General features: G+C 28.3%; 24 protein-coding genes and 1 pseudogene. 12 read left to right on the top strand and 13 right to left on the bottom strand.

The window, feature by feature from the left end:
• Positions 1 to 10 precede the first annotated feature (10 nt).
• The 3 genes from leuS to holA are packed head-to-tail and all read left to right on the top strand — an operon-like array spanning position 11 to position 4011.
• A complete protein-coding gene (gene leuS, locus AC5SMR_RS06870; RefSeq protein ID WP_494576887.1) occupies positions 11 to 2560 on the top strand; it encodes a leucine--tRNA ligase in 2550 nt (849 codons plus the stop codon).
• Positions 2560 to 3012 carry a hypothetical protein gene (locus tag AC5SMR_RS06865; protein WP_494576886.1) on the top strand — a complete coding sequence of 151 codons (453 nt, stop codon included), beginning with the start codon at positions 2560 to 2562 and terminating at the stop codon, positions 3010 to 3012. Before leuS ends, AC5SMR_RS06865 begins: the two co-directional genes overlap by 1 nt.
• Positions 3013 to 3015: 3 nt before the next feature.
• Positions 3016 to 4011: a DNA polymerase III subunit delta gene (gene holA / locus AC5SMR_RS06860; protein ID WP_494576885.1), complete on the top strand. Its 996-nt coding sequence runs from the start codon at positions 3016 to 3018 to the stop codon at positions 4009 to 4011.
• Here holA and AC5SMR_RS06855 read toward each other — a convergent pair.
• The 5 genes and pseudogenes from AC5SMR_RS06855 to mnmE form a co-directional block, all read right to left on the bottom strand.
• On the bottom strand, positions 4001 to 4849 hold the full coding sequence (locus tag AC5SMR_RS06855) for a ParB/RepB/Spo0J family partition protein (RefSeq protein ID WP_494576884.1): 849 nt from the start codon (positions 4847 to 4849) through the stop codon (positions 4001 to 4003). The two genes, holA and AC5SMR_RS06855, sit on opposite strands and share 11 nt — an antisense overlap.
• Positions 4849 to 5643: a ParA family protein gene (locus tag AC5SMR_RS06850; RefSeq protein ID WP_494576883.1), complete on the bottom strand. Its 795-nt coding sequence runs from the start codon at positions 5641 to 5643 to the stop codon at positions 4849 to 4851. The genes AC5SMR_RS06855 and AC5SMR_RS06850 overlap by 1 nt, the downstream gene beginning before the upstream one ends.
• 8 nt (positions 5644 to 5651) lie before the next feature.
• Positions 5652 to 6292: pseudogene (locus AC5SMR_RS06845) on the bottom strand (16S rRNA (guanine(527)-N(7))-methyltransferase RsmG).
• Positions 6292 to 8163 (bottom strand): tRNA uridine-5-carboxymethylaminomethyl(34) synthesis enzyme MnmG, encoded by a 1872-nt coding sequence (gene mnmG / locus AC5SMR_RS06840; RefSeq protein WP_494576882.1) that lies wholly within the window; start codon positions 8161 to 8163, stop codon positions 6292 to 6294. Before mnmG ends, AC5SMR_RS06845 begins: the two are co-directional and overlap by 1 nt.
• Positions 8164 to 8328: 165 nt before the next feature.
• Positions 8329 to 9660, bottom strand: coding sequence for a tRNA uridine-5-carboxymethylaminomethyl(34) synthesis GTPase MnmE (gene mnmE, locus AC5SMR_RS06835; protein WP_494576881.1), 1332 nt, complete (start codon positions 9658 to 9660; stop codon positions 8329 to 8331).
• Positions 9661 to 9737: 77 nt separating this feature from the next.
• On the opposite strand from mnmE, the gene AC5SMR_RS06830 reads away from it, so the two are divergent.
• On the top strand, positions 9738 to 10604 hold the full coding sequence (locus AC5SMR_RS06830) for a sulfotransferase domain-containing protein (protein ID WP_494576879.1): 867 nt from the start codon (positions 9738 to 9740) through the stop codon (positions 10602 to 10604).
• Positions 10605 to 10612: 8 nt separating this feature from the next.
• Positions 10613 to 11446: a sulfotransferase domain-containing protein gene (locus AC5SMR_RS06825; protein ID WP_494576877.1), complete on the top strand. Its 834-nt coding sequence runs from the start codon at positions 10613 to 10615 to the stop codon at positions 11444 to 11446.
• A 6-nt stretch (positions 11447 to 11452) separates the two neighbouring features.
• On the opposite strand, the gene rho is transcribed toward AC5SMR_RS06825, so the two are convergent.
• From rho to hemE, 4 genes are all read right to left on the bottom strand, one after another.
• Entirely contained in the window at positions 11453 to 12721 is a 1269-nt protein-coding gene (rho, locus tag AC5SMR_RS06820; RefSeq protein WP_006997560.1) for a transcription termination factor Rho, read from the bottom strand.
• A 66-nt stretch (positions 12722 to 12787) separates the two neighbouring features.
• The gene (hemJ, locus tag AC5SMR_RS06815) at positions 12788 to 13222 is read right to left on the bottom strand and encodes a protoporphyrinogen oxidase HemJ (protein ID WP_494576875.1); all 435 of its coding nucleotides are present in this window, start codon (positions 13220 to 13222) and stop codon (positions 12788 to 12790) included.
• Entirely contained in the window at positions 13215 to 14249 is a 1035-nt protein-coding gene (gene hemH, locus AC5SMR_RS06810) for a ferrochelatase (RefSeq protein WP_494576873.1), read from the bottom strand. The genes hemJ and hemH overlap by 8 nt, the downstream gene beginning before the upstream one ends.
• Entirely contained in the window at positions 14250 to 15251 is a 1002-nt protein-coding gene (hemE, locus tag AC5SMR_RS06805; RefSeq protein ID WP_494576871.1) for a uroporphyrinogen decarboxylase, read from the bottom strand. It abuts the gene before it with no gap.
• 283 nt (positions 15252 to 15534) lie between these two features.
• Between hemE and AC5SMR_RS06800 the strand changes: the two genes are divergently transcribed.
• The 5 genes from AC5SMR_RS06800 to dnaQ are packed head-to-tail and all read left to right on the top strand — an operon-like array spanning position 15535 to position 18972.
• Positions 15535 to 16359, top strand: a complete 825-nt coding sequence (locus AC5SMR_RS06800) for a pyruvate, water dikinase regulatory protein (RefSeq protein WP_494576869.1) — start codon at positions 15535 to 15537, stop codon at positions 16357 to 16359.
• Positions 16352 to 16939 carry a Maf family protein gene (locus tag AC5SMR_RS06795; RefSeq protein WP_494576867.1) on the top strand — a complete coding sequence of 196 codons (588 nt, stop codon included), beginning with the start codon at positions 16352 to 16354 and terminating at the stop codon, positions 16937 to 16939. Before AC5SMR_RS06800 ends, AC5SMR_RS06795 begins: the two co-directional genes overlap by 8 nt.
• Complete coding sequence (gene aroE, locus AC5SMR_RS06790; RefSeq protein ID WP_494576865.1) at positions 16936 to 17733, top strand: shikimate dehydrogenase; 798 nt, start codon at positions 16936 to 16938, stop codon at positions 17731 to 17733. The genes AC5SMR_RS06795 and aroE overlap by 4 nt, the downstream gene beginning before the upstream one ends.
• Positions 17730 to 18299 carry a dephospho-CoA kinase gene (gene coaE / locus AC5SMR_RS06785; RefSeq protein ID WP_494576863.1) on the top strand — a complete coding sequence of 190 codons (570 nt, stop codon included), beginning with the start codon at positions 17730 to 17732 and terminating at the stop codon, positions 18297 to 18299. Before aroE ends, coaE begins: the two co-directional genes overlap by 4 nt.
• Before the next feature lies 1 nt (position 18300).
• On the top strand, positions 18301 to 18972 hold the full coding sequence (dnaQ, locus tag AC5SMR_RS06780) for a DNA polymerase III subunit epsilon (RefSeq protein ID WP_494576861.1): 672 nt from the start codon (positions 18301 to 18303) through the stop codon (positions 18970 to 18972).
• On the opposite strand, the gene AC5SMR_RS06775 is transcribed toward dnaQ, so the two are convergent.
• The gene (locus AC5SMR_RS06775; RefSeq protein ID WP_494576859.1) at positions 18965 to 19387 is read right to left on the bottom strand and encodes a protein-export chaperone SecB; all 423 of its coding nucleotides are present in this window, start codon (positions 19385 to 19387) and stop codon (positions 18965 to 18967) included. The two genes, dnaQ and AC5SMR_RS06775, sit on opposite strands and share 8 nt — an antisense overlap.
• Positions 19371 to 19793 (bottom strand): FxsA family protein, encoded by a 423-nt coding sequence (locus AC5SMR_RS06770; protein ID WP_271499259.1) that lies wholly within the window; start codon positions 19791 to 19793, stop codon positions 19371 to 19373. The genes AC5SMR_RS06775 and AC5SMR_RS06770 overlap by 17 nt, the downstream gene beginning before the upstream one ends.
• A 58-nt stretch (positions 19794 to 19851) precedes the next feature.
• Here AC5SMR_RS06770 and AC5SMR_RS06765 point away from each other — a divergent pair, with 58 nt between their 5' ends.
• Both AC5SMR_RS06765 and AC5SMR_RS06760 read left to right on the top strand, forming a co-directional pair.
• Complete coding sequence (locus tag AC5SMR_RS06765; RefSeq protein ID WP_271499261.1) at positions 19852 to 20445, top strand: Tim44/TimA family putative adaptor protein; 594 nt, start codon at positions 19852 to 19854, stop codon at positions 20443 to 20445.
• Positions 20446 to 20967: a Smr/MutS family protein gene (locus AC5SMR_RS06760; protein ID WP_494576856.1), complete on the top strand. Its 522-nt coding sequence runs from the start codon at positions 20446 to 20448 to the stop codon at positions 20965 to 20967.
• Here AC5SMR_RS06760 and hslU read toward each other — a convergent pair.
• Together hslU and hslV are read right to left on the bottom strand one after the other, a co-directional pair.
• A complete protein-coding gene (gene hslU / locus AC5SMR_RS06755) occupies positions 20957 to 22324 on the bottom strand; it encodes an ATP-dependent protease ATPase subunit HslU (protein ID WP_494576854.1) in 1368 nt (455 codons plus the stop codon). The genes AC5SMR_RS06760 and hslU overlap by 11 nt on opposite strands.
• A complete protein-coding gene (hslV, locus tag AC5SMR_RS06750; protein ID WP_006997574.1) occupies positions 22324 to 22839 on the bottom strand; it encodes an ATP-dependent protease subunit HslV in 516 nt (171 codons plus the stop codon). The genes hslU and hslV overlap by 1 nt, the downstream gene beginning before the upstream one ends.
• Between the last annotated feature and the right edge of the window lie 86 nt (positions 22840 to 22925).

Raw genomic sequence — 22925 nt, 5'->3', positions numbered from 1 at the left:
AAATTTATTCATGCAAAGATATAATTTTAAAACTGTCGAAGAAAAATGGCAAAACTTTTGGGCAAAAAACAAATCATTTAGTGCAAAGATTATAAAAAATAAAAAAAAATTTTATTGCTTAGAAATGTTTCCCTACCCATCTGGCAAAATACATATGGGACATGTAAGAAATTATACTATTGGTGATGTCTTAGCTCGATATAAATCCCTTCAGGGTTATAATGTTCTTCATCCAATGGGTTGGGACTCGTTTGGTATGCCTGCTGAAAATGCAGCTCGACAAAACAATTTAGATCCTAAAGATTGGACTGAAAAAAATATTTTTACCATGAAGGTTCAGCTTAAAAAATTAGGACTTTCAATCGATTGGGATAGAGAAATATCTACTTGCTCCGCTGATTATTATAAACATCAACAACATTTTTTTTTGGAACTTTATGATAAAGGCTTAGTTTATAGAAAAGAAAATTATGTTAATTGGGATCCAGTTGATCAAACAGTTCTTGCAAATGAACAAGTAATTGATGGAAAAGGTTGGAGATCAGGAGCTCCTGTTGAAAGGAAAAAACTTAGTCAATGGTTTTTTAATATATCTAAATTTTCAGATGATCTACTGCAAGGTCTCGATCAACTTGATGAGTGGCCTAATAAAGTTAAAGTTATGCAAAAGAATTGGATTGGTAAATCTTTTGGTTGTGAAATAGATTTTAAAGTTGAGGGTAATCCAAACGTTAAAAGCATTAGCTGCTTTACAACTAGACCAGATACTTTATTTGGTTTTTCATTTTTAGCTGTATCAGTTGATCATCCAATATCAAAACTATATGAAAATAATGAAGAATTTATTAATTTTAAAGCCGCTTGTTCAAAAACAGGTACGACAGAAGAATCTATCGCTCAAGCTGAAAAAATTGGATTTAAAACTAATTTAACTGCAATAAACCCACTTGATGAAACTAAGCAAGTGCCTGTTTATTTTGCGAACTTTGTTTTAATGGATTATGGCTTTGGAGCAGTATTTGGCTGTCCAGCACATGACCAGAGAGATTTAGATTTTGCTTTAAAATATAATTTAGATGTCATTTCTGTAGTTAAACCTAAAGATAAAGGAAATGATTTTAAAGTTTCAAAAGAAGCTTATACGGGGCCAGGAGTTATCTTTAACTCTAAATTTTTAGATGGCTTAAAAGTTCCCGATCAATCAATTTTAGAAACTATTAAAATATTAGAGGAGAGAAAAATAGGAAAAAAAAAAATAAATTTTAGATTAAAAGACTGGGGAGTTTCTAGACAACGATATTGGGGTTGCCCCATTCCAATTGCTTACAAAAAAAATAATGAAATTATTAAAGTTCCTTTAGAAAAACTCCCAATTAAATTACCTGAAAACATAAACCTTAATACCAATGGCAATCCATTAGATCACCAAGAAAATTGGAGGAAAATTATTATTGATGATGAGGAATGTATGTTAGAGACAGATACGCTTGATACGTTTGTAGATTCCTCCTGGTATTTTTTAAGATTTTGTTCACCTAAAAATGAAGATTTAGGTTTTGATATAGATGAAGTTAATTATTGGATGCCTGTCGATCAGTATATAGGTGGAGTAGAACATGCCATATTGCATCTTTTATATTCTCGATTTTTTACAAGAGCACTAGATTATAAAATTGATAAAATTAAAGTTAAGGAACCATTCAAAGGTTTGTTTACTCAAGGAATGGTTTGTCACGAGACTTACAAAGATCAAAATAATAAATGGTTAAGCCCAGATGAAGTTTTTTCTGAAAATGGAAAAGATTTTTTTAGTAAAATAAATATATCAGAAAAAATAAAAGTTGGTCCCTCAGAATCAATGTCTAAATCAAAAAAAAATACCATTGATCCAGAGCAAATGATTAAAGATTATGGGGCAGATGCAGTTAGGTTATTTATCCTATCTGACAGTCCACCAGAAAAGGATGTACAATGGTCAGACCAAGGAATGATTGCATCATACAAATTCATACAAAAATTTTGGATATTGCATAAAAAAATAGTTCTTAGTTCTCAACAGCAACAAAAGGGAGATCAAGGTTTTAATGAATCTATAGAGGAGTTTACTAATCAAACAATAAATAAAATTAACGTTAGCTTAAATAAGTTTAGCTATAATGTTATCATCGCAAATTTACATGAAATCTATACTTTTTTTAATAAAATATTAGAGGGGAAGTCGTTTAATAAAAACTTAATGGCCAACTATATAAAAATTCTAACTATAATGCTTCCTATTACACCACATTTTGCAAGCGAATGTTTGGAAGAAATTACCACTAATAAAAATTACTCATGGCCTGAAATTAAAGATAAATATCTTCAAAGTAATCTGTGTAAGATAGTTATACAAATTAATGGAAAAAAAAGAGGTTTAATTTTAATGAAAAAAAATATTAAAGAGTCAGATTTAATTGAAGAAGTTAAAAAAACAAAAGAACTACAAAGATTTATAGAAGAAAAAATTATTATTAAAACTATCTTTATAAAGGATAAATTAATAAACTTAATTTTAAAATAATGTTAAAAAAAATTACTTTATTATTGTTACTTTGTTTTTTTTGGAGTTGCGGTTATGAGCCTCTTTATCTAAAAAAAAATGATTTAAAACAACAAATAAATATCATCACTCTTAATGGAGATCAAAAAATAAATAAAATGATTATGTCTTCTTTAGGTGTCAAAGAGGATAAAAATTCAACGTCTGGATACGCCTTAATATTAAAAAGCTCAAAAAAGATAGATGTTATTTCAAAGGACAAAACTGGAAATCCCTCAGTCTATAGATCCTCTATTATAGTAAATTTTTCTCTTACCGATGATGACGTAATCGTTAAACAAAAAGAATTTAATTCAAGTTTTACTTATAATAATACGCAAAGTAGATTTGATCTTTCTAAGTACCAAAAAAATATTGAAATAAATTTAATTAATGAAATATCAGAAAAGATTTTTATTTATTTAAGGACATAGGGGATGATTTTAAAATCATTTGAACTAAATAAATTAAAATTAGAAAATTATAATTTTTATCTTTTTTATGGAGATAATGAGGGTTTTAAAGAAGATACTATCAAAAATTTTTTTGTAAAAAAATTTCAAAATAAAATTCATAGGTATGAAGAAAAAGAAATATTAGACAATATAGATGATTTTTTTAATAGCGTTCTTACTAAATCCTTTTTTGATAATGAAAAACTCATAATTATTAATAGAGCTACAGATAAAATTAGAACAATCATAGAAGATTTAATGGAGAAAAACCCTGAAGATTTACAAATTATTTTAAATTCAAAAAATTTAGATAAAAAATCTACTTTACGGAAACTCTTTGAAAAAGAAAAGTCAATTGTGTGTGTCCCATTTTATGAGGATAACAACCAAACTTTAAATTCCATTATTAGTCTTTTTTTTAGAAATAAAAAAATCCCAATATCTCAGCAATTAGTTAATGTTTTAATAGAAAGGAGCAGAGGTGATAGAAAAAATCTGAATAATGAATTAGAAAAGATTGAAAATTTTTCATTAAACAAAAAAAATTTGAACATTAAAGAAATAATTAAACTAACTAACCTTGCAGACAATTATAGTGCTTCAGAACTCGTGGATCACTCATTAGCCAAAAATACTAGGAAAACCGTCACCATTTTAGGTGAAAACAACTATTCTGAGGAGGATAATATCATAATTATTAGGACATTATTAGCTAAACTAAAAAGACTAGTTAAAGTTTATGAATTAGTTGATGAAAAAAATAATATTGAACAAGCAATTTCTGCTTGTAAACCACCAATTTTTTGGAAGGACAAGCCTCTTGTTATTCAACAAATAAGGTTTTGGAAAAAAGATGCATTAGAACAATTAATTTATAAAACTAATGAAATTGAACTTTTGGTTAAAAAAAACTCAGTGCTTGCTAAAAATATATTGGCAGATTTTATAATTAATAATTCAAAAAAAACTAATAATTAGATTTTATAATTTCAATTATTTTATTTAACTGATCTAAATCTTTATATTCTAATAATAAAGATCCTGTGTTATTTTTTTTATTTTTAATTAAAATATTAAGACCAATTTTTTCTCTGATTGAATTTTCTAAGACTTGCAAGTTAATATCCTTGGATGGTTTAAGAAAATGTTTCTTGATTTTAAAAATTTTAACGAAATTTTCTGCTTGCCTAACTGAAAAATTTTTTTCAATTATTTTATTTGCAACAAACTCTGCATTATCCAGACCTACTAAAATTTTTGCATGTCCTACTGATAGTTTTTGCGTTTCAATTAACTTTAAAACTGCCTCAGGAAGACTTAATAGCCTCAAAAAGTTAGCAATATGACTTCTACTTTTTCCAATAAATTTTGCTACTTTTTCTTGATCGTATGAAAACTCTTCGATAAGACGCTGATAACCACGTGCTTCTTCGATTGCATTAAGGTCATTTCTTTGAACATTCTCAACAATTGCAAACTCTAAAGATTTTAAATCATCAACATCAGTAATAACCACTGGAACTTCGTGTAACCCTGCTTTTTGTGCCGACAGCCACCTTCTCTCACCTGCAATTATTTCATACTTTGAAGTATCATCACCAGATTTTCTAACAATAATTGGCTGGATAATGCCTCTTTCTTTTATCGAGTTTGTTAAATCTTTTAAGCTATCTTCATCAAATATTTTTCTTGGTTGAAATTTATTGCTCACGAGATCAGATATCGAAACTTTATTAATATTTTTTTCTACTTTTGATTCACCTATTAAAGATGACAAACCTCTACCAAGACCTTTTTTTATTTTATTTGAGTCCATTATGCAGCGCTCCCTATTTTTTGTTCTTGATTAATAAATTCATCTGTAAAGTTAAAATATGATTTACTACCAGGACAAGATTTATCATACATTAAAACTGGCATGCCATGAGATGGTGCCTCAGACAGTCTAACATTTCTTGGGATCACTGTTAGATAAACTTTTTCATTAAAATAGTCTCTTGCTTCTTTTTCAACTTGTGTGGATAGCTTATTTCTTTTATCAAACATTGTTAAAAGTATGCCTCTAATTTTTAATTCAGGATTTAAATTAACTTTTATCCGTTCTATGGTTTTCATTAGCTGGGTTAAACCCTCTAAAGCAAAAAATTCAGTCTGCAGTGGAACTAATAGTGAGTGAGAAGACACAAGAGCCATAACCGTAAGCAAGCTTAGTGATGGTGGACAGTCTATAAGCACATAATCATAGGTTGCTCTAGAATCATTTAAATAAGAGGTTAATTCACGTTTTAAAATAAATGCTCTCATGCTATCATCAGCTGTCTCAACCTCAAGCCCAGATAAATCTACATTCGAAGTGATAATATCTAAATTTTTAAACTCAGTTTTTCTAATCACATCAGAAATGACTCTTGTTCCATTTAGCACCCCATAAATAGTATCTGTCGAGCCTTCTAAATTGGAAAGACCAAGACCCGTAGTAGCGTTTCCTTGTGGATCAAGGTCGATTACTAAAACTTTTTTCTCTTGTTGAGCTAAACCTGCTGCAAGATTAATTACTGTTGTTGTTTTTCCAACCCCACCCTTTTGATTTATTATAGAAATAATTTGCATTTAATTTTTTAATGTTTTTTTTTAATGTTTTTTATATTTAATAAAAATGAATCTTCGCTTGTAATACTTTTTTTTTTTCAAAATCAAAATTCCAATTTATTAAAGTTTCTTCTAAAACTTTTTCTCCGTTTTTTCCCATGAAGACAATTAAATTTTTATAACTGGTAAAATTTTTATAAACTAAATCTAAAATTATTGATAAAGGTTTAAAAGCTCTTGCCATTATTGTACCCGAGTCTAAATTTTGTGCCTCAAAAATATTTTCTTGCATGACTTCAGTATTTAATTTTAAATCTCTAGATACTTTTCTTAAAAAAGAGCTTTTATGGTGACTTTTTTCATATAAGTGAACTTTAGTCGAATTTTTCAGATTTTTAATCATGATTGATATAATTATACCTGGCATACCTCCACCTGAACCTATATCTGTTATTATATTGCTATTTAAATCAACGAATTCAATAATTTGTGCTGAATCTATTATATGACGTTCTCTAATAACCTCATTTTTGGCAGTTTCTTTACTAATTATATTAATTTTATCATTTCCTTGCTGTAGCATTGATATAAATTGCTCAAAATCAATTAATGTTTCACGTGGAACATTTTGATCTTTTAGTAGTGAATATTTTTTTAAAATTTCTTCCATCAAGCTATTAGCTTAATAGACTTTCTTTTTACGTGTGACAACAAAATATATACGGCAGCTGGAGTTATTCCATCAATTCTCAATGCTTGTCCCATAGTTTTTGGTTTTATTTGTTTAAATTTGGTTTTTACCTCATTTGATAGTCCAGAAAGATCATCATAATTAACATTTTCGGGTATAACTAAATTTTCGTCTCTTTTAAATGCTAATATATCTGCTTTCTGTTTTTTAAGATAACCTCTGTAATGAGCATTTATTTCAATTTGCTCATCTATTTTTTTATCAAAATAAGGAATTTCAGGCCAAATTTCTCTTATTTTTTTCATATCAACACCTTTCTGTGTTAATATTTCATTAGATTTCCTAATAATACCATCTTTTGCAATTTTAATATCAAAATTATTTATTTTTGTTGGAGATATTGATGATTCAGACATTATTTTAGATATTATACCTAATTTATGTTCTTTATCTTTAAAAATATCTTCTCTTTGTTTTGATACTAATCCAATTTCAATTCCTTTATTTGTTAACCTTTGATCGGCATTATCTGCTCTGAGACTTAGTCTATACTCTGCTCTTGAAGTAAACATTCTATAAGGCTCGGCAACACCCTTTGTTACCAAATCATCTATCATAACCCCAATATATGCATCTGATCTATCTAAAATAAATGGCTCTTCTTTCTTAAAAGATAACGCAGCATTAATTCCAGCAATTAATCCTTGGGCTGCAGCTTCTTCATAACCAGTCGTCCCATTTATTTGTCCAGCAAGATATAAATTTTGAATTTTTTTAGTTTCAAGAGTTAAAAATAGTTCCCTGGGGTCAATATAGTCATATTCTATGGCATAACCTGGTCTAATTATTTTAACATTTTCTAAACCATTGATATTGTTACAAATTTCTTGCTGAACATCTTCAGGTAAAGATGTGGATATTCCATTTGGATATATTGTGTGGTCATTTAAGCCCTCAGGCTCTAAATATATCTGATGACGGTCCTTATCTGCAAACTTTACTATCTTATCCTCTATTGAAGGACAGTATCTTGGACCAATCCCTTGAATGCTTCCTGAATACATCGCGCTTCTTTTTAAATTTTTTTGGATTATCTTATGAACTTTTTCATTTGTATAAGTCATCCGACATGAAACTTGCTTATTTAAATTTTTTTTAGTTAAGAAAGAAAAAAAGTAAGGATCTTCATCTGCAAACTGTTCTTCTAAATTATCATACTTAATTGTTCTAGCATCTAGTCTTGGTGGTGTTCCTGTCTTAAGTCTTCCTATTTTGAAATTATACTTTTCAAGTTGCTCACTTAATCCTGTTGAAGGCTTTTCATTAAACCTTCCAGCTGGTGTTCTCTCATCACCAATATGAATCAAACCATTCAAAAATGTGCCCGTTGTCAAAATTAGTTTGCTACATAGAATTTTTTTTCCTGACTTTGTTTCAAAACCACTTATATTATTTTTATTAAAAATAAATCTTATTACTGGATCAGAAAAAATGTTTAAATTACAGTAGTTTAATAATTTTTCTTGCATATATTTACGATATAATGATCTATCTGATTGAGTTCTGGGTCCTTGAACTGCAGGCCCTCTGCTTCTATTTAATAATCTAAATTGTATACCTGATTTATCAGCAACGTCTCCCATCACACCGTCTAAAGCATCTATCTCCCTAACAAGGTGACCTTTACCAAGACCGCCTATTGCTGGGTTACAAGACATCTCTCCTATAGTCTCAATTTTGTGTGTGAATAGGGCAGTGTTAACTCCAAGACGAGCAGACGCTGCAGCAGCTTCACAGCCAGCATGTCCTCCTCCAATAACTACTACATCAAATGATAAATCATTTTTCATAAGTTAAATTTATAACTGATATAAATATTTACAAGCAGACAGTATTTTTTTAATAAATATTTCTAAAGTTAATTAAGGCTACGTTTTTATGATCAAAATTGAAGAATTAATTATAGCTATCAACTAAAATAGAGAAAATAGGCTAAAAGACCCCTTAAATGTTGATTATTTGCCAATACAAAAATCATTGAAAATACTACCTAATATCTCTTCAACATCTACTTTTCCAACTATCATCCCTAAATGTCGTGTTGCTAAACGAAGATCTTCTGCAGCTTTATCAAAATCCTCAGTTTCATTTTTTTCTTCAAAGTTTTTCAAATAATTTAAGCTTTGTTCAAGATGTTGTCTGTGTCTTGCACGGGTAATTAAAATATCTTCACTTGTGATAAATTTATTTTTCAATTTATTTTTAATTTTTAAAATTAAATCTTCTACGTTGAGATTGTTTTTTACTGAAATTAAAACATGTTCATAATTCTTTATTTCAAAATTTAAATCTTCTTTTAAAAGATCAGATTTATTAACTACAAGAATTGCATTTTCATCCATCAATTCCTTCAAAATACCTTTAAAATCAATGTTTTTAGTGTCTATAACGATTAACTTTAAGTCTGCATTTTCTGCTTTATCAAGTGCTAATTTTATTCCTTTTTTTTCTATTTCATTTTTAGAATCTCTAATTCCTGCAGTATCAGAAACCACGACTGGAAAACCATCAATATTTAAATGCGTCTCGATCACATCTCTAGTGGTTCCAGCAATTTCTGAAACGATTGCTACATCTCGATTAGAAAGGTGATTTAGTAAACTAGACTTTCCAGCATTGGTTGGTCCTACGATCGCAATTTTAAAACCTTCTCTAATCCTTTCTCCAACTTTTTGATCATCTAAAATTTTTTTAATATTTAAAATTACTTCATTTGAAATTTTTTTAATATTTTTCAAAATATCTTCTGGTAGGTCTTCATCAGGAAAATCTATTTTTGCTTCGACATTTGATAAAATTTTTAAAAGTTTTTCTCGAAGATCATTAAATATTTCTGATGATTTACCATTCATTATTTTTACCGCTTGCTGCCTTTGAATTTCAGTCTCTGCTGAAATTAAATCTGCTATACTTTCAGCTTTAAGCAAATTTATTTTTCCATTTTGAAATGCAAGTTTTGTAAACTCACCAGGTTCTGCTAAGCGGCAATTTTCAATTAGAGAAATAGATGAGTGTAGAGCGTCAATTACAGCTTTACTACCATGTACGTGGAATTCTGCCATATCCTCGCCTGTGTAGCTCTCCGGGCCGGGAAACCATAATATTATACCCTCATCTATAAGCTCAGAAGTGTTGATTTTGTTGATTTTTCTTAATGATGCTATTCTAGGTTCTGGAATTTTACCTTTAGTTAATAATTTAATTACTCTTTTAGTATCATCGCCCGATACCCTGATTATCGCCACACCTGAAACTGCTGGGCCTGTAGATAAAGCATAAATTGTCATATTTGATATTTAATATTATGATATTTGTTTAAAAATTAATAGTTAATTACCCTCAATGTTAAATAATAAAATATGAAATGATTATTTGGATTGCTTCATACCCCAAAAGTGGAAACACGCTGATAAGAGCAATATTAACTTCATTAATTTTTAGTGAAGACGGAATTGTTGATTTTAAAAATCTTCATCGCATAAGCAATTTTTCAAATGGATTTTTTTTTAAAAAATTTATCTCCAGCTATGAAAATATTTTGGAGACATCAAAATATTGGATTAAAGCACAAGAAGAATTAAATAAAAATAAAAAATTAAAATTTTTTAAAACACATAATGCATTTTGTACTATTAATGGAAATGCTTTTACAAATGAGAATAATACTGCTGGATGTATTTATGTTGTAAGAGATCCAAGAGATGTGGTTGTTTCTGCATCAAAATATTATGATCTAAGTCATGATGAAACAAAAAATAATATGTTTAATGAAAAAATGGATTTAATTAATAATATGAAGGGAAGTCCATTTAACACTTTTTTAGGATCTTGGCCAAATCACTACAATTCATGGACAAAAAATTGTAAAAATGTTTTGTTAATCAAATATGAGAACTTAATAGAAAATAAAGAAAATGAAATTAGAAGAATTATTAGTTTTTTAAATAAGTTTGTTAAAATATCATTTGATGAAAAAAAAATTATAAACTGTATAGAGAGTTCTTCATTTCAAAGCATGAAAATTATGGATCAAAATGGACTTTTCCCAGAAAACTCTAAGGATTTTAAAGGTAATAAAATACCCTTTTTTAGCTCAGGCAAGAAGGGTAATTGGCGGGGAGTTTTGGAGGAAAAAATTGTTAGTCAAATAGAAAAAAAATTTCAAAAAGAAATGTTAGAGCTTAATTATATTGATCAACAGGCAAACAAGTGTAACCCAATAAAAATTTAATTTTTAAAATGATTATTTGGATTGCCTCATACCCTAAAAGTGGAAACACATGGTTACGTTCTTTAATAAGTTCATATTATTTTTCTAAAGATAAATTTAATTTCTCAGACTTAAAAACGATACCAAATTTTTCTGTAAATGATTTTATCAATGATAATTTGATAATCCAAAACGGCGTTGACGTGGCGAAACAATGGTTAAATGTGCAAAGAGGGATAAATAAAAATTATAAAAAAACTCTTTTTTTTAAAACTCATAATGCTTGTGTTGCTTTAAATAATAATTTGTTTACAGATTCAAATAATACTGCTGGGTGTATTTATGTTGTAAGGGATCCAAGAAATGTAATAACTTCTTATAAAAACTTTGAAAAGAAAACATATGAAAAAATTTTATATCATATGAAAAATAAAGAAGCTTATTTATTTTCACAAAAAAAAGGTGAGTATAAAAGTTATGAGTTTATTGGATCTTGGGCAGATAATTATAATTCTTGGTTTCGCAATAAATTGGGTGTCCCTATTTGTCTCATAAAATATGAAGATTTAGTTAAAGATACTCTTGCTGAGCTTAGAAAGATAATAGATTTTATAGCAAATGTTCAGAATATAAAAAATTATTCATTTAATATTGAAAAAGCTGAAAGAGCAGTCGTTGATGCTAGTTTTGAAAATTTATCAAAGATGGAACAGGATAGGGGTTTTAGTGAGGCTAGGAGCAACCAAAAATTTTTCAATATGGGGGAGAAGAATAACTGGCAAAAACTTCTGCCCGTATCTATTAAGAAAAATATTGAACAATGTTTTTATAGTGAAATGAAAGAGTTAAACTATCTTAACTAAAATTAATTAAGCTGGTTTGTTCATTGAGCTAAAAAAATCTGCATTACTTTTTGTTTCTTTAAGTTTTGAATTAATAAATTCAATAGCATCCATTGTTCCCATCGGACTAATAATTCTTCTTAGCACATTCATTTTTGAGAGGTCATCTTTATCAAAAAGTAATTCTTCTCTTCTTGTACCAGATTTTGTTATATCAATTGCAGGATAAATTCTTCTCTCCGCAATCTTTCTATCAAGAACTGTTTCACTATTTCCCGTTCCTTTAAATTCTTCGAAAATAACTTCATCCATTCTTGATCCTGTATCAATCAGTGCAGTTGAGATGATTGTTAGAGATCCACCTTCTTCAATATTTCTTGCAGCACCAAAAAATCTTTTAGGTCTTTGTAATGCATTTGCATCAACACCACCTGTTAATACTTTTCCAGAACTTGGTATCACAGCGTTATAGGCTCTACCCAATCTTGTTATTGAGTCTAATAAAATTACCACGTCTTTTTTGTGTTCAGTTAATCTTTTTGCTTTTTCAATTACCATTTCAGCTACAGCAACGTGTCTTGATGCAGGTTCATCAAAAGTAGAACTGATAACCTCACCCTTAACCGTTCTTTTCATATCCGTTACTTCTTCTGGTCTTTCATCAATCAATAAAACCATCAAGTAGCTTTCTGGATAGTTTTTTGCAATTGAGTTTGCAATACTTTGTAAAATCATTGTCTTACCAGCTTTAGGAGGTGAGATAATTATCGATCTTTGACCTTTTCCAATAGGGCTCACAAGGTCAATTAATCTTGGAGTTAAATCTGGTTTTTTTTCAATCTTTGTTGTCTCAACTTCCATCACCATTTGTTTATTTGGATAAAGTGGAGTTAAATTATCGAATGCGATTTTGTGACGAGCTTTTTCTGGTTCTTCAAAATTTATTTTTTCTACTTGCAATAATGCAAAATATCTTTCTCCTTCTTTGGGGGCTCTAACAGGGCCTTCAACTGTATCTCCTGTTCTCAAACCAAATTTTCTTATCTGACTTGGACTAACATAGATGTCGTCTGGTCCAGCTAAATAATTAGATTCCATTGCTCTTAAAAAACCAAATCCATCTTGCAATAATTGCAAAACTCCAGCCCCAGTTATCTCTTCTTTTTCTGCAACTTTTTTTAGTATCGCAAATAAAATTTCTTGTTTTCTAAGTGTGCTAGCATTTTCAATCCCAAGCTTTTCTGCTTGAGCTATTAATTGTTCAGAAGATTTTAGTTTTAATTCTTGAATATTCATGATGAAGGATTGTGTTTAAGGTTGTTGGAAGATTTGAATATATATACTCTAACGAGTATTTCAAGTCTAGATCGGTTTAAATATAACAATAAAAACAACCAAAATAAGCAATATTGTTGGCACTTCATTAATTATTCTAAAAAATTTAGAGGATTTAGTATTTTGATCTAGTTTAAAATCATTAAGTAATTTTCCTAAATAAAAATGATAAATTGTTAGTAAAGTTATTAATATTAATTTTAGTTTTAACCAAAGTGTTAAAATAACCTCAAAGCCAACAACAATGATTAATATTAATCCAAAAATCCAGGATAAAATCATTGCTGGCATCATGATAAAATAAAATAATTTTCTTTCCATTATTTTAAATATTGAGGATGAAATTTTGTGATCAATATTTTCAACATGATAAACAAAAATTCTTGGAAGATATAAAAGTCCAGCCATCCAAGAAATTACGGCTATCAGATGGAGGCTTTTAAACAGTAAATAACTATTCATAATTTAAACAAGGACATTTTTTGAAATTTGAAGGGCACTGAATTTTTGGAGGATAAAGATTTTCACTTAATTTATATTCATTTTTTTTTATTATTAACTCTGACATTGCTTTAATAAAATCTTCATTTGTGCCAAGGGCTGGAACACGTGTATAATTTTTGCATCCATTAGCGTCTGCTAATTCCTTATATTCTATATCTAATTCAACCAGTGTCTCTGAGTGTTCAGAAACAAATGCGATAGGGACCAAAACAATGTGCTTGCCAAGTTTAGAATTTTCAACAATTATTTCTTCAGTAGATGGTCCTATCCATTTCAGTGGACCAACTCTACTTTGATAACTTAATATCCAATCCAAGTTTTCAATGTTCAAATTCTCAACTATTTTTTTAACAGATTGTTCTACTTGCCATTGATATGGATCTCCCTTTTTAATATTTTTTTCTGGCAGGCCATGAGCAGAAAATATTAGTTTAAAATTTTTAAGATCCTTAATTTTTTTTTCTATTTCTTTTGTGTGTGCGTTGATAAAATTTTGATCTGTAGGATAACAACAAATTGTGCTTGTTTTAACTTTGTAGTTATTTTTTTTACAAACATCTTTCCATTCTTTAATTGAAGACCCTGAGGTTGCGGCAGAATATTGTGGGTAAAGGGGCATTAAAATAACTTCTTCGGGATTAAATAATTGAACATCTTTGATCACATCATTTGCTCTAGGGTTCCAGCACCTCATTATAATAAAACATTTATATTCGCTATCGGTTCTGGTTTGGTTTAATTTTGTTTCTAGTGCTTCTGATTGCTCCATGGTTAATTTTAGTATCGGCGATGAGCCACCTAGCTCTTCATAAATTTTTTTAGCAACTGGTGCTCTTCTATTAGATATCAGTTTTGCCAAAGGGTATCTTAATAAAGTTGGTAAATTTAGAATTGCAGGATCATTAAATAAGTTAAATAAAAACGGCTCTACATTTTCAATTTTATCAGGACCACCAAGGTTAAATAAAATTACTGCTTTTTTCATTTAATAATCTTTCACTGTTTTGACTAAGTAATCGACCATGTCAGGATTGGTTTCGGGTAACACCCCATGGCCCAAATTAAATATATAAGGATGATCTTTAAAGGTGTTTAAATATTTCAAAGTCTCTTTTTTCAAATTTTCTTTATCCGTTAACAAAACTTTAGGATCAAGGCCGCCTTGAACTGGTATTTTTATTTCTCTACATATTGAAACAGGATCGACATCATAGTCAATATTAACTGCATCAGGTTTAACGATATCACAATAGTTTTTATAATTTTTTATTCCTCTTGGAAAGCAAATTACAGGAATATTTAATGATTTAATATAATTCACTAAATTTAGTGTTGGCACATATACATAGTTTGGTAGGTCTTTTTTTTCTAAGAGACCGGCCCAACTGTCAAAAATTTGAATTACTGTTGCACCGTTTTTAATTTGCTGATCAATATGTAATTTCAAAAACTTTTCTAAAATTATCAAAATTCTATTTATTAAAAATTCATCTTTAAAAAAATCTTTTACTAAATCTTTTTTTGGGGAATGTTTATTAATCATATAGACTAACAATGTCCATGGTGCACCCACAAATCCTATTAAATTTTTATTTTTTATTAAATTGTCTTCGCTAACTTTTTTGATTGATTTATAAACTGGATATAATTTTTCTATAAAATCAATTTCATCAATCTTAGATATTTTTTCTAAATCTAATGAACCCAGTTTTGGACCAAAATTTTTTTCAAATTTTACCTCTTGGTTTAATCCATATGGAATCATTAAAATATCTGAAAAAATTATAGCAGCATCTAGATCAAATCTTTTAAGAGGTTGTAAGGTTATTTCTGAAGATAGGTTTTCGTTTAGACACAAGTTTATAAAATCTGGATTTAATTTTCTAATTTCTCTAAACTCTGGTAAATATCTACCTGCCTGTCTCATTAACCATATTGGAGAATTATTAGTTTTTTTGTTTATTATGGTTTCTTGAATAGGTGTCATAATAATAAGTAAATATTTAATTATAGTATTAGTTATATAGTATGTGAATAATGGTAATTAATTGTTTTTCAGTTTTTATACATTATTTATCAACAATTAATAATTTATAGAATTAGCACATAGTCTTAAATTTAAGGGTTTATTTAATATTATTAGATAAAATGTATATTAATGCTTAACATGTTTATTAATGTTTATAAAAATAGGTTTTTACAAAGAAAAATAATAAACAAGATTATTTTAAAGAATGATAAAATAATACTTAATTATCAACATTTTATTCATGAGTAATACATATCAAATATACCTTATTTCTGACTCCACGGGTGAAACACTAGATAGAGTTTTTCTAGCGATTAAAGCCCAATTTAAAAACATAGAGTATGATGTTAAATCTTATTTTTTTACTAGAACAGAAAATCAAGTTTCTAAAATAATGGATGAGGCAAAAAAAAATGATAATGCAATAATTTTATATACAATTGTTGATACCTCTCTTGCAAAGTTTTTAGCAAACAAAGGAGATGAAAAAAAAATTCCATGCTTTAGCGTCTTGGGAAATTTAATAATGAACTTCTCTAAACTTTTAAATCAAAAAGCATCCCATGTTCCAAGCGGGCAACATGCTTTAAACGAGGAGTATTATGAAAGAATAGAGGCCATCCAATTTACCATGGCTCATGATGACGGAAACCTTGTTGAAGATGTAGATAAAGCGGATTTGATATTATTGGGGGTAAGCAGAACAAGTAAAACACCAACATCAATTTATCTTGCTAACAGGGGTTATAAAACTTTAAATATTCCTTTGGTAAATGAGCAATCAATACCAGAAATCTTAAAAAAGAACCCCAAACTTTCTTGTGTAGTGGGTTTAACAACTGAACCTCAGCGATTAGTTGATATTAGAAAAAATAGAATGAATGCGCTTAAAGAAAAAGAAAACACAAATTATACAAATATCAATAAGATAGAAAAAGAAATTAATGAAGCCAAAAAAACATTTGCCAAATATAAATGGCCAACAATTGATGTTACTAGAAAATCAGTAGAAGAAACCGCAGCATCAATAATTAAAATATATGAAATAAAAAAAAATAATGGTTAAAGAAATAATACTTGCATCAAAAAGTGGTGTGAGAAAAAAGATTTTAGAGGCAAACAACATTAAGTGTAAAATAGAACCATCCAATGTGGATGAGGATAGTGTTAAAGAAAGTTTGCAAAAAGAAAAGGCAACTCCAACAATTATTTCAAAAAACTTAGCAGAATTAAAAGCTAATAAAATTAGCCAAAAATTTATAGAAGAAATAGTTCTTGGAGCAGATAGTGTAATAGATTTAGAAGGTGAAATAATATCAAAGCCAAACGATAGAGTAGGGGCCCTAGAAATACTTAAAAGGATGAATGGAAAAACTCATCAATTGATAAGTTCAGTTTGTATATCAAGGGGTGGATCGATGATATGGAATTACACTGATAAAGCCTCGTTAACCATGAAAAATATGACTTTTTTAGAATTAGAGAAATACTTAAAAAAAATTTCTGATAAGGATCTCTATGCTTATAATGTTTATCAAATTGAAGGAGAAGGAAGAAATTTATTTTCAAAGATAGAAGGAGATGAAGATACAATTATGGGCCTTCCAGTCAAAAAAATTAAAGAATATCTTAAAATTATAAAATGAAAAAAACTTTTTTAGTTATAGGAAATCCAATTGATCATAGCTTATCACCAAAATTACATAATTATTGGATAAAAAAATATAAAATTAATGCAACCTATGAAAAAAAGCTTTTAAATAATAATGAGATAAAAGATTTAATTTTTAATATCAGAGAAGAAAAAATTCATGGAATAAATGTAACAGTACCATTTAAAAAAACGGTTGTACCTTTTTTAGATGAATTAAGCGAAGAAGCAAAAATTTCTCAATCAGTGAACACAATCTATAAAAAGGATAATAAAATTTTAGGCGATAACACTGATATTGAAGGTTTTAAACTTAGTTTAGAAAAAACAGAACAAGAAACTAAAAATAAAAAAGCTCTAATACTTGGGGCGGGTGGAGTTGTTCCTTCAATTATTGTTGCGCTTAAAAAAATGCAAATTGAAAAAATTTATTTAAGTAATCGAACAGAATTAAAAGCAATAGAGTTAAAGAAACACTTTCCAGAAATTGAAATAGTTAAATGGGGAGAAATTTTAGATTTTGATATAATTATAAATGCAACAAGCATTGGATTAAAAGAGGAAGATGAAATTAATATTAATTATAAAAAAATAAGCGAAGACAAATTTTTTTATGATGTAATTTATAACCCACCAGAAACAAATTTTTTAAAAAATGCAAAAAAGTACGGTGGAATAACAAAAAATGGTAAAATGATGTTTATTTATCAAGCTCAAAAAGCCTTTTTTATCTGGCATAAAGTTGTACCAGAAGTAGACAATGAAATAATTAATCTTTTAGATGTATGATTAAAATTGCAGTTGTAGGAGATATTGGTTCTGGAAAAAGCCATATTGCTAAACTTTTTGGTTATCCAGTTTTTAATGCTGATCAAGAAGTAGCAAGCATATATAAAAAAAACAAAAATTGTTTTAGAAAATTAAAAAAAAATTTACCTAAATATTTTTCAGTATTTCCAGCAAACAAAATACAAATTATAAAAGCAATAGAGGATAGTGAAAAAAATTTAAAAAAAATTACTAAAATTATTCATCCAGAAGTTAGAAAGAAATTAACTATTTTTTTAAAAAAAAATAAAAAAAGAAAAGCTATAATTTTAGACATTCCTCTTTTATTAGAAAATAAATTAAACCAAAAAAGTGATATAATAGTTTTTGTTCAGTCAAAAAAAAGTGAAATTATTAAAAGACTAAAAAAAAGAGATAATTTTAATTTAAATTTATATAATCAGTTTAAAAAAATACAGTTACCACTAAACCATAAAAAGAAAAAAGCCAATCATGTTATTAAAAATAATTTTACCAATAAGCTTGTTAAGAAAAGTGTAAAAAAAATACTAAAAAAAATTATATAAAATGAAAGAAGTGATACTAGACACTGAAACAACAGGACTATCTGTTAGAGACGGACATAGAATTGTAGAAATTGGATGCATCGAGTTAGAAAATTTGATACCAACCAAAAATAGATTTCATTGCTATCTTAATCCTGAAAGAAAAGTTTCTGAAAAAGCCCTAGAAGTTCATGGTTATACGGATGAATTTTTATCTACCCACAAAAAGTTTGGAGATATAGTTGATGAGTTTTTGGGTTTTATAGAAAATAAAAGACTTGTAATACACAACGCCGAATTTGATCTATCTCACTTAAATAATGAATTATCATTACTAGGCAAGGAAAAATTAAATAGTGAAAATGTTGTGGATACACTTGCTTTAGCCAGGGATAAATTTCCAGGCTCTCCAATAAGTCTTGATGCGTTGTGCAAAAGATACAGAGTAGATAACTCAAAAAGAACACAACATACTGCACTTATTGACTGTGATCTATTAGCTAAAGTTTATATTAATCTTCTTGATCAAAAAGAACCAACGTTAAACTTTAAAAATGAAGATAATGAAAAAATAATAATAAACCCCAATGACACAAATCAGTATTACAAAAAAGTAATTAAACCATCAGAAACGGAACTTAAACTTCATAAAGAATATTTAAAAAATAGTTTAAAGAAGAATTTTTTTAATTAGCTCTTTGTTTGTATAATTCAGTAAAATCAATTTTTTTTTCAAATTTTATTCCAGGATAGCCAGAGTCGGTTAATAAATTTAAAAATATTCTTTCTAAGTCAGGATAAATTTTATTAGGGACATCACATAGAATAATTTTTTCCATTTCTTTTTTATCAGAAACTTTTTCATCTACCTTAACTATAGTTGTGTAAGTTATTTCAAAATGTGCTTTTTTTAAAATTTCAGGTTGGTCTGAAAATTTTAAGATTGTGTTGACTTCAATAATTCCGTCTTTCACCGCCTTTGAATTAATATCAATATTTAATCTGTATTTAGAAATTTTATCTCTTACAAATATATGTGTTGGAGTGTCAGGTGTTTCACTAGACATATCTTTAATAAAGCTTCCAATAATTTTATAATTTTCTGTCATTTTCATCCTCTATATCTTCAAATTCACCATTAATAAAATCTTGTTTTTTATTTATGGGTTTTTGTTTAATTGATACTTTTTTAAATATCAATTTTCTTGTTGGTGGAAATATTATTAATAAACCCAAGAAGTCTGTAGCAAAACCAGGTAAAATCAAAAGTAATGCTGCAAACGCTAAAGCCGCACCAGAAATAATTTCATAAACTGGCAATTCATTTTTTACCATTTGAGACATTCCGGACTTAAGAGTGTTAAAGCCCTCATATCTGGCGTAGATAACCCCAAAAAAAGCCGTAATAAAGATAAGTAAAATAGTGTTAAAAGCTCCAATTTGAGAACCCAGCTTGATAAACAAATAAATCTCAACTATCGGAATACCAACTAATAATAATAAAAATGTGTTCATTTGTCCTTAGTGTAAATTGCTAGTTGTAATTAATCAACATAGTAAATATTATTAAACTATGAGTTATAGTTTTGAGTACATAGATATTATTCTTTTAGCAATGATTGCTGGTTTTATTTTTCTTCGTCTAAGAGGAATACTTGGTAAAAAAACTGGTTTCGAAGGGAAAATTCCACCACAATTTGAAAAGGAATTTCAAAAAACAAATATAACTCCAAAACCAATTAGTGAAAATTTTGATGAAGCGTCACAAAAAGAATTTTTAAAAGGTGCAAAAATTGCTTATGAAACAATTATTACAGATTTTAGTGATAGTGATAATAAGCTGATAGCAAGCAAACCACTTTTAGGTAAAAAAATTTATGATCAGTTTAAAGAGGCGCTTGAAGATAGAGCTAACAAAGGTCATTTTGCTGAAATAACTTTTATAGGGATTAAGTCAGCTGTAATTAAAACGCATAAAAAAATTGAAGATAGCCTAGAGGTTACGGTAGATTTTGTTAGTGAAATTATAACATGCATAAAAGATAAAGATAAAAATATTGTATCAGGGGATAGTGAGAAAATAAAAACTGTTTATGATACTTGGGTTTTTTCAAAAGACATTAAATCATCAAATCCAAATTGGTTATTAATTAATACTATTACCTAATTGATTAAGAAGATAACAGACAAAGATAAAGAAGATTGGGAAAATTTCCTAAACAATAAAAAAAAAATTCTTAATAAAAATTCAGTAAAACAAAAAAAAATAAATAATCCAGACAAAAACAAACAGGACTGGGAAAACTTTTTAAACACTAAAGAGAAAATTCCCAATAAAGATTTTATTCTTAAAAAAAATATAAGGTACGAGAAGATAAAGAAAATAGATCTGCATGGTTACACTATTGAAGAAGCAAATAAGGCCATAGAACAATTTATTCAAAAATGTTTTGATGAAAATGTTACTAAAATAATAGTGATTACAGGCAAAGGACTAAGATCTAAAAATATTGAAAATCCTTACCTCTCAAAAGATTTGAGCATATTAAAATATTCAGTTCCAGAATTTATTGAAAAAAATAGAAGTTTAAACCAACTTATTATTGAAACAACAGATGCTATGATTGAAGATGGTGGTAGTGGAGCTTTTTATATTTATCTTAAAAATAAAAATAAATTTAAAGAATAAATTTAGATAAATCTGTATCCTTAACAAGCTCATCTAGATTTTGTTTTACATAATTAGAATCTATTATAATTTTTTCACCAGCCCTATCTGTTGCAGTAAAACTAATATCATCTAATATTCTTTCTATAATAGTATGAAGTCTTCTAGCACCAATATTTTCTACAGTGTTATTAACTTCTGAAGCCATATTGGCAATTGCATCGATACCATCATCAGAAAATTCTAGCTCAACGTTTTCTGTTTTTAAAAGAGCAACATATTGTTTTATCAAACTATAGTCTGGTTCTTTAAGAATTCTTTTAAAGTCATCACTGGTTAAAGCTTCAAGTTCAACTCTTATTGGAAGTCTACCTTGTAACTCTGGAAGTAAGTCTGAAGGTTTAGCAAGCTGGAAGGCTCCAGATGCAATAAATAAGATATGATCAGTTTTAATTGTACCGTACTTTGTACTTACTGTTGTTCCCTCAATTAAAGGAAGTAAATCCCTTTGTACTCCTTCTCTAGAAACATCTCCACCAGATCTATCTGTTCTTCCTGAAATTTTATCTATTTCATCTAAAAAAACTATCCCATTATTTTCTGTTGAATCTTTTGCTGATTTTATAATTTTATCTTCTTCTATTAGCTTGTCAGCTTCATCATTAATTAAAATTTCATGAGATTCTTTGACAGTCATTTTCTTCTTTTTCTGTTTATTACCAACAGATTTTCCAATCATCTCTCCAATATTTATCATTCCAATGTTTGCTCCAGGCATTCCAGGAATTTCAAATGCAGCTTGAGAGCCACTATTATTTACTTCAATTTCAATTTCATTGTCATCTAAATCACCATCTCTTAATCTTTTTCTAAAACTTTCTCTAGTAGCAAGACTTGCTTTATTTCCAACTAGAGCATCCAAAACTTTTTCTTCTGCTAATTTTTGTGCCTTTGCATGAACTTCTTTTCTTTTCTTTACTTTCTCCATTGAAATTGCAATTTCAAGAAGATCTCTTATAATTTGTTCAACATCTCTCCCTACATACCCAACCTCAGTAAACCTTGTGGCTTCTACTTTTACAAAAGGAGCTTCAGCTAACTTAGATAGTCTTCTAGAAATTTCTGTTTTACCAACCCCAGTTGGCCCAATCATTAAAATATTTTTAGGTAAAACTTCATTCTTCATTTCACCTTTTAAAGCTTGTCTTCTCCACCTATTTCTTAAAGCAATAGCCACTGCTTTTTTAGCTTTATTTTGTCCAACAACATATCTGTCTAATTCAGAAACTATTTCTCTAGGTGATAAAGAACTGACTAAAGAGTTATCTTTCTTTTCAGTTTTTTCTTTTGGAAAAGGTGTAACGTTTGTGTCTTCCATTAAATTTTTTCAATTTTAATATTATTATTAGTGAATACACAAATTTCAGATGCAACTTGAATTGCTTTTTTAGCAACTTCTTCAGCACTCAAATCAGTATCTAATAAAACTTTAGCAGCAGCCAAAGCATAATTTCCACCCGATCCTATACCTATGGCATCACCCTCTGGTTCTAATACATCACCAGTTCCTGAGATTATAAAGCTATTTTCTTTATCGCCAATAGCCATTAAAGCTTCAAGTCTTCTCAAGTATTTGTCAGTTCTCCAGTCTTTTGCTAACTCAACAGCTGCTCTTGGAAGATTACCAGCATGTTTTTCAAGTTTTGCTTCTAGCCTTTCAAACAAAGTTAATGCATCTGCAGTTGATCCGGCGAACCCAGCTATTACATTTCTTTTTTCAATTTTTCTAACTTTTGCAGCAGTACTTTTTATAACAGTATTACCCATACTAACTTGCCCGTCTCCTGCAACCACTACTTCATTGTTTTTTCTAATAAGCACTATTGTAGTCATAGACTATAAATGGATATTAATTTTTATTCTTCAAGTAGTAGATTGCAAATATTGATATAGTTAATTAATCCCTATATACATATTAT

The organism is Candidatus Pelagibacter sp. PS_28 (assembly GCF_059417885.1).
This window is presented reverse-complemented; position numbering and strand designations above follow the sequence as displayed.

What these genes read in the sequence shown, in the direction of transcription:
- AC5SMR_RS06855 (WP_494576884.1), bottom strand. Translation starts at nt 4,849, where the DNA reads ATGGACTCAAATAAAATAAAAAAAGGTCTTGGTAGAGGTTTGTCATCT.
- coaE (WP_494576863.1), top strand. Translation starts at nt 17,730, where the DNA reads ATGATTAAAATTGCAGTTGTAGGAGATATTGGTTCTGGAAAAAGCCAT.
- mnmG (WP_494576882.1), bottom strand. Translation starts at nt 8,163, where the DNA reads ATGAAAAATGATTTATCATTTGATGTAGTAGTTATTGGAGGAGGACAT.
- AC5SMR_RS06775 (WP_494576859.1), bottom strand. Translation starts at nt 19,387, where the DNA reads ATGACAGAAAATTATAAAATTATTGGAAGCTTTATTAAAGATATGTCT.
- AC5SMR_RS06800 (WP_494576869.1), top strand. Translation starts at nt 15,535, where the DNA reads ATGAGTAATACATATCAAATATACCTTATTTCTGACTCCACGGGTGAA.
- leuS (WP_494576887.1), top strand. Translation starts at nt 11, where the DNA reads ATGCAAAGATATAATTTTAAAACTGTCGAAGAAAAATGGCAAAACTTT.
- mnmE (WP_494576881.1), bottom strand. Translation starts at nt 9,660, where the DNA reads ATGACAATTTATGCTTTATCTACAGGCCCAGCAGTTTCAGGTGTGGCG.
- holA (WP_494576885.1), top strand. Translation starts at nt 3,016, where the DNA reads ATGATTTTAAAATCATTTGAACTAAATAAATTAAAATTAGAAAATTAT.
- aroE (WP_494576865.1), top strand. Translation starts at nt 16,936, where the DNA reads ATGAAAAAAACTTTTTTAGTTATAGGAAATCCAATTGATCATAGCTTA.
- dnaQ (WP_494576861.1), top strand. Translation starts at nt 18,301, where the DNA reads ATGAAAGAAGTGATACTAGACACTGAAACAACAGGACTATCTGTTAGA.
- hemH (WP_494576873.1), bottom strand. Translation starts at nt 14,249, where the DNA reads ATGAAAAAAGCAGTAATTTTATTTAACCTTGGTGGTCCTGATAAAATT.
- hemE (WP_494576871.1), bottom strand. Translation starts at nt 15,251, where the DNA reads ATGACACCTATTCAAGAAACCATAATAAACAAAAAAACTAATAATTCT.
- AC5SMR_RS06795 (WP_494576867.1), top strand. Translation starts at nt 16,352, where the DNA reads ATGGTTAAAGAAATAATACTTGCATCAAAAAGTGGTGTGAGAAAAAAG.
- hemJ (WP_494576875.1), bottom strand. Translation starts at nt 13,222, where the DNA reads ATGAATAGTTATTTACTGTTTAAAAGCCTCCATCTGATAGCCGTAATT.
- AC5SMR_RS06850 (WP_494576883.1), bottom strand. Translation starts at nt 5,643, where the DNA reads ATGCAAATTATTTCTATAATAAATCAAAAGGGTGGGGTTGGAAAAACA.
- AC5SMR_RS06865 (WP_494576886.1), top strand. Translation starts at nt 2,560, where the DNA reads ATGTTAAAAAAAATTACTTTATTATTGTTACTTTGTTTTTTTTGGAGT.
- hslV (WP_006997574.1), bottom strand. Translation starts at nt 22,839, where the DNA reads ATGACTACAATAGTGCTTATTAGAAAAAACAATGAAGTAGTGGTTGCA.
- AC5SMR_RS06770 (WP_271499259.1), bottom strand. Translation starts at nt 19,793, where the DNA reads ATGAACACATTTTTATTATTATTAGTTGGTATTCCGATAGTTGAGATT.
- AC5SMR_RS06830 (WP_494576879.1), top strand. Translation starts at nt 9,738, where the DNA reads ATGATTATTTGGATTGCTTCATACCCCAAAAGTGGAAACACGCTGATA.
- AC5SMR_RS06765 (WP_271499261.1), top strand. Translation starts at nt 19,852, where the DNA reads ATGAGTTATAGTTTTGAGTACATAGATATTATTCTTTTAGCAATGATT.
- hslU (WP_494576854.1), bottom strand. Translation starts at nt 22,324, where the DNA reads ATGGAAGACACAAACGTTACACCTTTTCCAAAAGAAAAAACTGAAAAG.
- AC5SMR_RS06825 (WP_494576877.1), top strand. Translation starts at nt 10,613, where the DNA reads ATGATTATTTGGATTGCCTCATACCCTAAAAGTGGAAACACATGGTTA.
- rho (WP_006997560.1), bottom strand. Translation starts at nt 12,721, where the DNA reads ATGAATATTCAAGAATTAAAACTAAAATCTTCTGAACAATTAATAGCT.